Source organism: Eubacteriales bacterium (assembly GCA_041390245.1).
In the GTDB taxonomy this organism is placed as follows: Bacteria; Bacillota; Clostridia; order Christensenellales; family JAWKQI01; genus JAWKQI01.
In genome coordinates this window covers 223,813-234,321 of sequence record JAWKQI010000003.1, presented here as the reverse complement: position 1 = coordinate 234,321, position 10,509 = coordinate 223,813, and the positions used below count along the sequence as shown (strand labels likewise).

Annotated in this window: 11 protein-coding genes and 2 tRNA genes; 4 read left to right on the top strand and 9 right to left on the bottom strand. The window is 38.1% G+C overall.

The features are described from left to right. Nucleotides 1-246 precede the first annotated feature (246 nt). The 3 genes from R2876_05515 to R2876_05505 all read left to right on the top strand — a co-directional run bounded on the left by R2876_05515 (nt 247) and on the right by R2876_05505 (nt 2,815). Nucleotides 247-684: a MarR family transcriptional regulator gene (locus tag R2876_05515; GenBank protein ID MEZ4358068.1), complete on the top strand. Its 438-nt coding sequence runs from the start codon at nt 247-249 to the stop codon at nt 682-684. Nucleotides 685-742: 58 nt separating this feature from the next. Continuing rightward, nucleotides 743-2,143, top strand: a complete 1,401-nt coding sequence (locus R2876_05510; GenBank protein MEZ4358067.1) for an MATE family efflux transporter — start codon at nt 743-745, stop codon at nt 2,141-2,143. A 513-nt stretch (nt 2,144-2,656) separates the two neighbouring features. Then, complete coding sequence (locus R2876_05505) at nt 2,657-2,815, top strand: hypothetical protein (protein ID MEZ4358066.1); 159 nt, start codon at nt 2,657-2,659, stop codon at nt 2,813-2,815. 18 nt (nt 2,816-2,833) lie between these two features. Here the strand turns inward: R2876_05505 and R2876_05500 are convergent, their stop codons facing one another. The 8 genes from R2876_05500 to R2876_05465 all read right to left on the bottom strand — a co-directional run bounded on the left by R2876_05500 (nt 2,834) and on the right by R2876_05465 (nt 7,877). After that, entirely contained in the window at nt 2,834-3,058 is a 225-nt protein-coding gene (locus R2876_05500) for a hypothetical protein (GenBank protein MEZ4358065.1), read from the bottom strand. Nucleotides 3,059-3,134: 76 nt separating this feature from the next. After that, on the bottom strand, nt 3,135-3,686 hold the full coding sequence (locus R2876_05495; protein ID MEZ4358064.1) for a hypothetical protein: 552 nt from the start codon (nt 3,684-3,686) through the stop codon (nt 3,135-3,137). A 29-nt stretch (nt 3,687-3,715) separates the two neighbouring features. Beyond that, the gene (locus R2876_05490) at nt 3,716-3,859 is read right to left on the bottom strand and encodes a hypothetical protein (GenBank protein ID MEZ4358063.1); all 144 of its coding nucleotides are present in this window, start codon (nt 3,857-3,859) and stop codon (nt 3,716-3,718) included. Nucleotides 3,860-3,872: 13 nt separating this feature from the next. After that, complete coding sequence (locus R2876_05485; protein ID MEZ4358062.1) at nt 3,873-5,648, bottom strand: Ig-like domain-containing protein; 1,776 nt, start codon at nt 5,646-5,648, stop codon at nt 3,873-3,875. A 702-nt stretch (nt 5,649-6,350) separates the two neighbouring features. Beyond that, nucleotides 6,351-6,665, bottom strand: coding sequence for a hypothetical protein (locus tag R2876_05480; GenBank protein ID MEZ4358061.1), 315 nt, complete (start codon nt 6,663-6,665; stop codon nt 6,351-6,353). A 176-nt stretch (nt 6,666-6,841) separates the two neighbouring features. Then, a tRNA-Pro gene (locus R2876_05475) sits at nt 6,842-6,918 on the bottom strand. Nucleotides 6,919-6,925: 7 nt separating this feature from the next. Then, nucleotides 6,926-7,001 (bottom strand) — tRNA-Thr (locus R2876_05470). A 141-nt stretch (nt 7,002-7,142) separates the two neighbouring features. Further along, nucleotides 7,143-7,877: a sulfite exporter TauE/SafE family protein gene (locus tag R2876_05465; protein ID MEZ4358060.1), complete on the bottom strand. Its 735-nt coding sequence runs from the start codon at nt 7,875-7,877 to the stop codon at nt 7,143-7,145. 307 nt (nt 7,878-8,184) lie between these two features. Here R2876_05465 and fba point away from each other — a divergent pair, with 307 nt between their 5' ends. Further along, on the top strand, nt 8,185-9,114 hold the full coding sequence (gene fba, locus R2876_05460) for a class II fructose-1,6-bisphosphate aldolase (GenBank protein ID MEZ4358059.1): 930 nt from the start codon (nt 8,185-8,187) through the stop codon (nt 9,112-9,114). A gap of 53 nt (nt 9,115-9,167) precedes the next feature. Here fba and R2876_05455 read toward each other — a convergent pair whose 3' ends face one another. After that, on the bottom strand, nt 9,168-10,493 hold the full coding sequence (locus tag R2876_05455; protein ID MEZ4358058.1) for a thymidine phosphorylase: 1,326 nt from the start codon (nt 10,491-10,493) through the stop codon (nt 9,168-9,170). Between the last annotated feature and the right edge of the window lie 16 nt (nt 10,494-10,509).

The following is a 10,509-nucleotide window of genomic DNA, read 5'->3' as shown; positions in this document are numbered from 1 at the left end:
CAATTTAAGTCATTAACCTTCCATCTAACGTTAATATACATCTGTATCTTTACATTGTCAAACTTTTTTGGTAAAAAGCTTCTTTGTTAAAAATCAATTAACTACCACTAGTAATTTATATTAATTATTTTTAGTAATCTTATATCCAATAAGTTTATAAAAAATCCATAAGAAATAACAATTGACAATTCCAGAAGTTATAGATATAATTAGTAGCGTGCTACATAATTAATAAGGAGCAGGCTGATGAACGAAGTAGAAAGCGTTGGGCTTTTAATCAAAAAAATCCACGATGCCATAGGGGCTATCACAAATATTGAGCTTAAAGAATTGGATCTAACTATGTCCCAATCGCGCGTACTTTATTTTCTTTATCAAGTTAGAGGGCATAATGTTTCGATAAGGGAAATTGAAAACCACTTCTGTGTAAAACATACGACGGCACTAGGCATTTTAAACCGGTTAGAAATCAAAGGATTTATTACGAGTACTGGCAGCCGTGACGATAAAAGAGTACGTAATGTCGAGATTACAACTAAAGGTAAAAAAATACATGAAGCGATTTTATCAAAGTTCTCTAATCTAGAGGAAAGATATTTAAAGGGTTTCACATCAGAAGAATTAAAAAGTCTTAAAATGGCGCTTACAGTTATCAATTCAAACCTACAAGAACTAAGATTTTAGGCACTGTTTTAGAGTCTTAAATTTAGCAAACTACAAAAGGAGAAAAGACATAAACAATATGAGCAATATCAACAGTAAAAACATAGAGATTTTTAGAAACGCACCAGTACCCAAAGCGGTCATGATGAATATCATACCTTCTGTCGTAAGTATGTTAATGATCCTTGTATACAATTTAGCAGACACATTTTTTATCGGGCAGACTGGCAACGCCTATATGGTCGCTGCCGTATCGCTGGCAACGCCGGCCTTTCTTTTTTTCCTGGCAGTTGGATTGCTGTTTGGTATTGGCGGAACCTCCATGATTTCACGAAAGCTTGGAGAAGGAAATATAAAAGTTGCTAAAAATACATCTTCCTTCTGCTTCTGGACTGGTATGGCCGTAGGTATTTTGGGGCTTGCCGCTTTTCTGATTTGGATCGGCCCTATCAGTAACATTGTCGGAGCTACCCCGGATACCGTTGAATATGTACAGCAATACCTACAAATCGTTGCTTTGGGAATCCCTGTCCTTGTAGTTAGCAACAGCTTTAGTCATATCATACGTGCCGAAGGAAAAGCCAACCTTTCCATGATGGGCATGATACTAGGTAATCTTATCAATATTATTCTGGACCCAATTATGATCCTCGGGTTTGGCTGGGACGTAACCGGTGCCGCTATAGCTACGGTGATTGGCAATATGGTCGCCGCTTTTTTCTACATTGGTTACTTTGTTTTAAAAAAATCTATTCTTTCAATAAACTTAAAGGACTATAAAATGAATGGCGGTATTGCCAAAGGTGTTGTCGCCATTGGTGTTCCTGCTTCGCTTAACAACCTTTTATTAAGCGTTTCCAATATCGCAATCAACAATTTTATGACCGGCTACGGTGATATGGCTGTCGCAGGGCTTGGAGTTGCTTTTAAGGTTAATATGATAGTTGTTATGCTTTTGATTGGAGTTGGAACTGGTATTCAGCCTATACTTGGTTTCTGCTTCGGTGCGGGCAACAAAAAAAGATTTAATGCCGTATTAAAATTCTCTGTGCTGTTTTCCGTTGTATTAAGCGCTATTATGACTGCTATTTGTTATTTTGGAGCTGGGCCTATAGTAAGCGCATTTCTGAATGAAACGAACGCGCATGCCTATGGCATGCAATTTGCAAGGATACTTATAATATCCGGCCCAATTTTAGGTATACTGTTTGTTTTAACCAATACAATCCAGGCCATGGGCGCGGCGATACCGTCTCTTATTCTCTCCGTCAGCCGTCAGGGGCTTGTATATATACCTGTTCTTATTTTGTTTAATAAAATTTTTAATTCTCCTGATATGCTTGCCGCGGCACAGCCGGTCACCGATTATATAGCGACGATCATATCAATTGTTTTATATATGACAGCTTACCGCAAGTATTTTAAAAACAGAATAAATAAAATAAAGAGCAATGATACCTTAGACGAAATTAATACCTAGGGCTTTGAGAAACGTAGTAATATCAATGGTTCGCAGACAATCTGCGAGCAGTATTCACATAAAAAATATGGTTTACATCTTAGAAAGAAGGTCTTCCTTTTTTTGCTTTGATACTGATGGGCTAAAGATCAGCAAATTTATTACACAAACCGAATGGCGAAAGCTACATAAACATGACAGTGCTTATTTTTGCAAATGTATCTATTCGTGATAAATCTATTAATGTCCCGCTCACTCGGAGAGCTTCAAATTGAAAAAGGCCGCTTATGATTTACTGGAACAGCCCCACGAAGGTGACCCCATCCTTACCATATAGGTGATCAAAGTATCGCACTTGAATAAATCCTTAGTCAAATTTATAACTCCGCATAATATTTTTACCTATTATACCATGCGGAGCTTACGTTTAATATTATAATTTATTTTTTGTACCAGAACTCACATTACCCATTCTATTACTCAATAGTGGCTTCTTTTTTCTTAAATACACCCATTTTGAAAATGTACATTGTTATGAATACCCCAGCCGCTGCTGCAACAATAGCTGTTATTATTAGTGAAATAATAAGGGTGAGCGTTGACGTACCACCTGCAGTTTCTGCCTGTACTAAGCTCTCCTCTTCGGGAAAGTTGTTTATGGCACCTTCAACAATGGCATCGGATACAAAATAGCCGGAACAATGATAGATCTCAAAAGTCGCATAGCCATCTCGCGTCTACAACCGCCGATTGCATCCCTTCGATGATCCCGGCTTGTTTATAAGAATAGTATAGATAGAGCGTATCCCCAGGCTCGTTTTCACTCGCATAAAATGTATACGAAAATATACCTGGCAGTTCTCCGTGATAATTAAAGTTTAGCTGATACACATCGAATCCGCCCGCTGCTTGGGATAACAATTCATCTTTAACCATACTCATGGACAAATCAAGAGTACTGAGGTCTTCCGGTAATTCGTTAAGTGTACTACCATCTATTGTACAGGTATAGTCACCAAAGTCTATTTTTTAGAACGCCTTGACTGTCTTTGAGCTGAGAGAGTACAGTTATCGGTATCTCCGTCTTCCCCTCCATGTTAACGCTTATTACACCCCCTGCTTGTGCCTCTATTATCATTTCTTCAACATCAGGCCACTCAAGAGGTTCTTCGGATGTGGGTGAAGGCGTTGGTTCAGTTGTTGCGCTGGCACTTGGTTGTATTGTTGCCTTAGCCGTTGTAGTCGCCATTGCGGATCGCTTTGGGGTAGGTGATGATTCTGATGTCGCTGTTGAAGACGGTTCGGGTGTCGGTGTGGGTTCTACTACAGTTGCTGTTAAGCTTTTAGATATGCTACCCGTGTATAATTCCGTCTTATCCTCATTCCAATACCCAAATTGACCTGATACGCTAATAGTGCCCGTATCTCCAGGGCTTGCGCTTGAACTGACAGTAACGCTCACATTGACGCTCTTGGACCCACTGGTATTTTCTCCTCCGCTCCCAATTTCAAATCCGCTCCCACTTCCGGAAAAAACGCCTGAAGTGCTAATGCTCGTTACCATGGCAGATGAAACGTCGCTTCCGCTGAGCGTTATCGTATACGTATAAGTTTTCCAGCTTCTACACTTTTTGGTCCGGATATACTAATAGAAGCAGAGCTTGCAAATGCTGAACTTAAAGGTATTATAGAACCAATAAATACTACTGCAATTGCAAAAAATATTAATTTTTTCATGTTATCCTCTTTTCTATAATTGTATCAAACCGTACATATGCGAACGGACTAAAATATAATCAGCAATATCTATATTGCCGCTGTTATTTACATCGGCGCTAAAAAACTGCAAAGTATTAAGATTAATAAGCCCGTACAAGAACGACCGAATTAAAATATAATCAGCGATGTCTATTTGCCCGTTACCGCTGACGTCTCCCCGTATAGCCAAAGTCAGCTGATCCTTGACGGTATCATTAACGATTAGCTTAACCACCATCCCCGATGCAACCGTATCGCCAGTATATTCATTACCATCTTTGTCATAGACTTTAATATCCGCGGCATCGTTATCCAGATTTGTTTTAAGCTCAGTAACCGATGTATTAATTGAGACATCTCTTAATAGGCTGTTCTCAGTATCTATGGTATATACTAATGATTTAATTTGAGATGATTTAACAGTGACAGTGCAAGTGTCTGTAAAACCACCGTCTCCCGTGGTCACTGTTATTGTTACTGTACCAGAACTAACACCTGAAACCGTACCATCTGCAACGGTTGCAATGCTGTCATCACTTGATGCCCATGATACGTTTTTATTAGAAGCATCTGATGGCGTTATGGCAGATAAAAGCGTTTCACTCTCTCCAACTTGCAGTGCTAAAGTCCCATCTAGCGAAATTCCTGTAACATATATAAATGGCACTTCCTGTAATACCGGGTATCTCTCTCCTTCAACTATTTCCCAAACATCTTCAAAATAAAACCCAGAATAGGTAGATTGATACTTCATTTCATTTAAAGTTTTACTACTCATCGTACCGATAGCGGTACCGTCTCCTATCCCGGTTGAACTTATATCGGCATAATAGCATTCATCAAATGTACAACGCCAAACCCCTCCTGCGATACCTCCAAAGTGCTCATCTGCAGTGATTTCTCCGATATTGTAACAGTGATTAATAGTACATGTAATAGAATCATCAAAGTCTCTGTTGCAATAACCAGCAATCCCGCCCGAATGTATAACCGCAAATACCTCACCGGTATTAAAACAACTTGATATAATTCCCGGATAAAGGTAGCCTACAATACCACCCGCGCGCGTCGAATAAGTATCTGTTCCTATAATGCTTCCGGTATTGTAACACATATCGACTGTTCCACCATAATTCCCCCCGACAATCCCCCCAAAGTTTACTTCTCCAAATATCGAATTTATGTTGGCACAAGAGCGAATAGTTCCGTAATTTTGACCCGCAATACCGCCTCCATCTGAATTCGTTACGATAACAGCATCATTAACACAATCCGAAACAGTTCCCATATTAAATCCTGTAACACCGCCGACGTTATACATTCTTGCTGTAATGGTTCCGGTTGTATTGCAGTTACTTATCGTTCCTTTGTTCTTACCTGCGATAGCGCCTGCATAATCACGTGCCGAGATAGAACAATCCAACATATTAAGATTTTTTACAACAGCACTTGCAGATATTTCTCCAAATAGGCCGTTGTTTTTTAGGGATATATCAGTTTTTATATATAGCCCTGTTATGCTGTAAGTATTACCATCAAATGTCCCACTGAAATCGATTGGATCCCATCCTTCGCCATCGTTCCAGTATACACCGCCCTCAGATGTTGCTTCCGACATGTCAATATCGTCAAGCATAATAAAATAGGCATCAGGATAATACCTAACAGCATTAAGTTGTTCAGGTGTTGATACACCATATGGATCACTTTCAGTACCATCACCTTGAGTAATCGTTCCGCTATCTGCAAATGATATATTTGGGCACAAAAAACAAGCATCACTATTGTTGCAACCACAGTTATAGCAAATCCTTCAATGATCCTTTTTTCACTATATTATCCTCCAAGGACTTTAATATTTAGTACATTATTTCAAGAAATTTTTAGGTCTGTATATTTTTGTATGTGTATGTATATATTACCACTGTATATTTAGAATTTCAATTAGGTTGAGATAAAGGCTACAGTAAAAGACAAAACAAGCTATTTTAATCCATTTTATATTATTTAGTGTTATCTACGTTATAAGTACGGTTATAAGGAAAACTTTATATTTGTTATTATCTTTGACTGCATTTGCCCTTTCAGAAACTCCGACTATTTGCAAAGTTATAAAAAACAATTAATGCTTAAAAAACGCCAAAAACGCCGATTATAAGCGATTATTGGCAATTATGCGAAAAAAACCCGGCCAGATTTTCATCTAACCGAGCCCTTCTTATATGGTCAGAGTGAAATTATAGGGCTTTGAGAAACGTAGTAATATCAATGGTTCGCAGACAATCTGCGAGCAGTATTCACATAAAAATATGGTTTACATCTTAGAAAGAAGGTCTTCCTTTTTTGCTGAAACTCTGATTCGGTCAGTATTCCAGCATCCCTTAAATCAGCCAATTTCTTAATTTGAGTTGGAATATCTTCAATTGTAGACGTTTTTTCCGTAGTTGTCTTATTATAATAATTTTTCAATTCAAAAAAAAATCAAATTTAAAATATTATTGAGATTATCCTGATTTTTTCCCCAGTCAATCAGGCCATATTTTGAGGCTGAAGTGATAGCGATTTGGGACATACCATTAGCGGTAGGGCTTATAGTAATCAACAGGTTTTCTCCCCATGATTTCCAACTAACGCCTGTTTTTATTTTAATTGTACGAGAAAGAGAGTTCGAATCGTTAATAGAAAATTTATTGGATTTCTTTAAAGCTGAAACAGTCGCCCTAAAAGTATCATCTGGAGTATATTCAATTACTTGTCTTCCAGATGTATTTGCATTGAATGCCATGTGACTCCCCCCTTGCTCTCTGTATTAAATATAACACTTAACAATAAAATATTCAATAAATCGTTCTTGAAACGCCTACCTTAACAACGAGCGTCCTTATAGGACTTACCATTGCAAACCAGCATGAATACAGGCAAAGTAAAAGACCGTCGACAAAAGCCTCCGGTCTTTTCCAGTGGTCGGGGTGACAGGATTTGAACCTGCGACCTTTTAGTCCCGAACCAAACGCGCTACCAAACTGCGCTACACCCCGTCTTAAGTGGAGCCAACGAGGGGACTTGAACCCCTGACCTGCGCATTACGAATGCGCTGCTCTACCAACTGAGCTACGTTGGCAAAAAACCACCGTGAGATATTATAACATAACCCTTTTTTACTGTCACTATCTTTTTTAAGACTCATTTTAAAACTTAGCCCAAACTTTAAAATGCGCAATATTGCGCATTTTAAATTAATACTAACTTTTAATAATATTTTTTATCTAAATATTAAGATTAAGCCCAATATTGGCAAAATTCCCATAAATATATATCTTACTATCTTCTTATTTAGCTTCTTGTATACTTTTAACCCTAAGAAACCAGCCACGAGGCACGCTATGGAGGATAAGACTGCCTCTATCGAGAGTTGTGGAGTCAGCGGAGTATAAATCGCATACATTACAACTGAAGCCAGGCCTGTAAATACATATGAAAATTCCATAGTACCTTTAAGAGACAAGCTGTCTTCACAACAGCCAAAATAATACATTGTAAAAAATGGGCCTGTCATATTAAACATACCGGTGGCTATACCGGCTATAAACCCTACAATAGATCCGTTTATAAAGTTGGCCTTTAAATTTATTTTAAATTTAGGATCCGACGTGAAATAAAAATACGGGACCAAACATATCAAGAAAATACCGAATATCAGTCTAACTATTTTCTCATCCAGAGTACGTATAAGATATACTCCTGGCCAAATGCCTAAAAGGCAAAATAATATAGGAACGAGTACAACTTTAAAATTGATGTGCTTCCTTAAATAAACGGCCATCTGGACCGCCATAAAGACTATTACGATAGTCCCTATAAACATGCTTTCTTTATATGGAAGTATAAACGGCATTAAAAACATAGCTGTAATAGCATACCCAAAGCCTGTGCAGCCCTGTAAAAAAACAGAGAAAAAATTTATTGCCGTTACTCCGACTATTGTAAGAATATCCACATCTTTTTCCCCCAGAAATCAGAGACATTAAATAAAATTTAATAGCGAAAGATATGATATTAGTGGAAATGACATTGTTTTATGCCGCTTCTTTGCTAAAAATATTTAAAGTGCTTACAGTGAAGACGCTTATGTTTCTTATAATAAAATCCCAACGTTTAAATTATAATATAGTTAGATTATATAAGCAATAGATTTTACTGAGCAAATTTCATCTTATACTTTTAAATATTGCAAAGAACCGATAAATATGCTATTTTAAATATGTTAACTGAAGATTTAAATAAGTATTAAGGAGGATATTATTATGCCATTGGTTACTACAACAGAAATGTTTAAAAAAGCTTATAACAACGGATATGCCATAGGTGCATTTAACGTAAATAATATGGAGATAGTTCAGGGTATCACAGAAGCTTGCTATGAACTAAACGCTCCTTTAATTTTACAGGTTTCAAAAGGTGCAAGAAACTACGCAAATCCTATTTATCTAAAAAAGTTGGTAGAAGCAGCTTTAGAAGCCACCGGCCTTCCTATCGCTCTTCATTTAGACCACGGCGATTCTTATGAAACTTGTGTTTCATGTATAGACGGAGGTTTTACCTCAGTTATGATAGACGGTTCACATCTTCCATTTGAAGAAAACATAGCCTTAACTAAAAAAGTCGTTGAATATGCTCACGCACGCGGTGTTGTCGTTGAGGCTGAACTTGGCCGTTTAGCAGGTGTTGAAGATGAAATAAAAGTTTCTGCAGAAGATTCTTCATATACCCGCCCTGAAGAAGTTGAAGAGTTCGTTACTAAAACAGGTGTGGATTCTTTGGCAATAGCTATAGGAACAAGCCACGGTGCTTTTAAGTTTAAAGGCACGCCAAAATTAAGATTCGACATTTTGGAAGAAGTCAGCAAGAGACTGCCTGGTTTCCCAATAGTCCTTCACGGTGCTTCATCTGTTACACAGTCTGATGTTCAGAAGATCAACAAATACGGCGGCCAGATGCAAGGTGCACAGGGCGTTCCTGAAGAAATGCTTAGGAAAGCGGCTTCAATGGCTGTATGTAAGATAAATATAGACTCTGACCTTCGCCTCGCGATGACAGCAGCTATCCGTGAACATCTGTTCGAAAACCCAGCTCATTTCGACCCAAGGCAGTATTTAGCTCCGGCTCGTGAGTCTATTAAAAACTTAGTTAAACATAAAATAACAGACGTTTTAGGTTGTGAAGGCAAAGCTTAAAACTAATTAGTAAGATTTAAAAAACAGCAGTTAGTCTAACTGCTGTTTTTTGTTTAAAAATCTCTTTGTCCGTTTTTATCTATTACTTTATATATAAGCTTTGGTTTTTTTATTGGTCCGTCTTGTATATTAACTGTATCTTTTAAAATAAAACATGCCTCATCAAACTTGGCTTCGTTGTTAGAATATAGCCTCATCAGCACGTCACCTTTAAATACCTTGTCATTAAGCCTTTTTTCAATATATATTCCCGCTTTATAATCTATACTGTCATTCAGTTTTCTTCGTCCTGATCCTAAGCTAATTGAGGCTTGCCCTATCTTTGGTACATCTATAAAACCAATATAACCGTCTCTTTTTGCTATTATGTCCCTTGCAAATTTGGTCTCGACAAAGCTGTTTAAATCTTCGATAAAACTCGTGTCACCGCCTTGATAAGATATCATTTGCTTTAGCTTATTTATTGCGCTTTTATCCCCTATGCTCTTTTTAGCCTTTAAAACCGCCTCCGAATAATTTTTGGCATTGCCTGTTAGAAATATCATCTGCGAGGCCAGGGCAATAGAAACTTCAAATAAATCTCCCTTTTCACGCCCTTCAAGTATGTCTATAGCTTCTTTAACTTCAAAAGCATTGCCGACTGCCCTCCCAAGCGGCTGGTTCATATCCGTTATGAATGCAGTTACATTTCTTCCGGCTTTGGTTCCTATATCTACCATCTCCAAAGCAAGGGCCAAACTATCTTCATATTTTTTCATAAATGCACCGTTGCCTGTCTTTACATCAAGAACTATGGCGGGCGCCCCAGAAGCTATCTTTTTGCTCATTATACTGCTTGCTATAAGTGATACGTTACTAACAGTTGCAGTAACATCGCGAAGTGCATATATCTTTTTATCGGCCGGACAAAGTTTAAGGGTCTGCCCCGCAATTGCTAAGCCGATATCGTTTACTTGTTTTTTAAATTCGTCTAAACTCAAATTTACGTTGAAGTTAGGAATTGCCTCTAATTTATCGAGCGTACCGCCCGTATGCCCAAGGGCCCTGCCTGAAAGCTTGGCAACGCGTACTCCGCATGCTGCTGCAATTGGTGCTGCAACCAAAGTTGTCGTATCTGCTACCCCTCCGGTAGAGTGCTTGTCCGCCACGACACCTTTGATCCCCGATAGATCCATCTTTTCTCCTGAGTTTAGCATAGAAATAGTCAGGTTAGCGGTCTCATCTTTGCTAAGCCCCTTTATATACATCGCCATAAGCAACGCCGAGGCCTGATAATCCGGTATGCTCTCTTCAGTAAATCCTTTAACAAAAAAATCTATTTCCTCTTGTGTTAACTCTTTACCGTCCCTTTTCTTTTCTATAATATCGATAATATGCATATAACATATCTCCTTT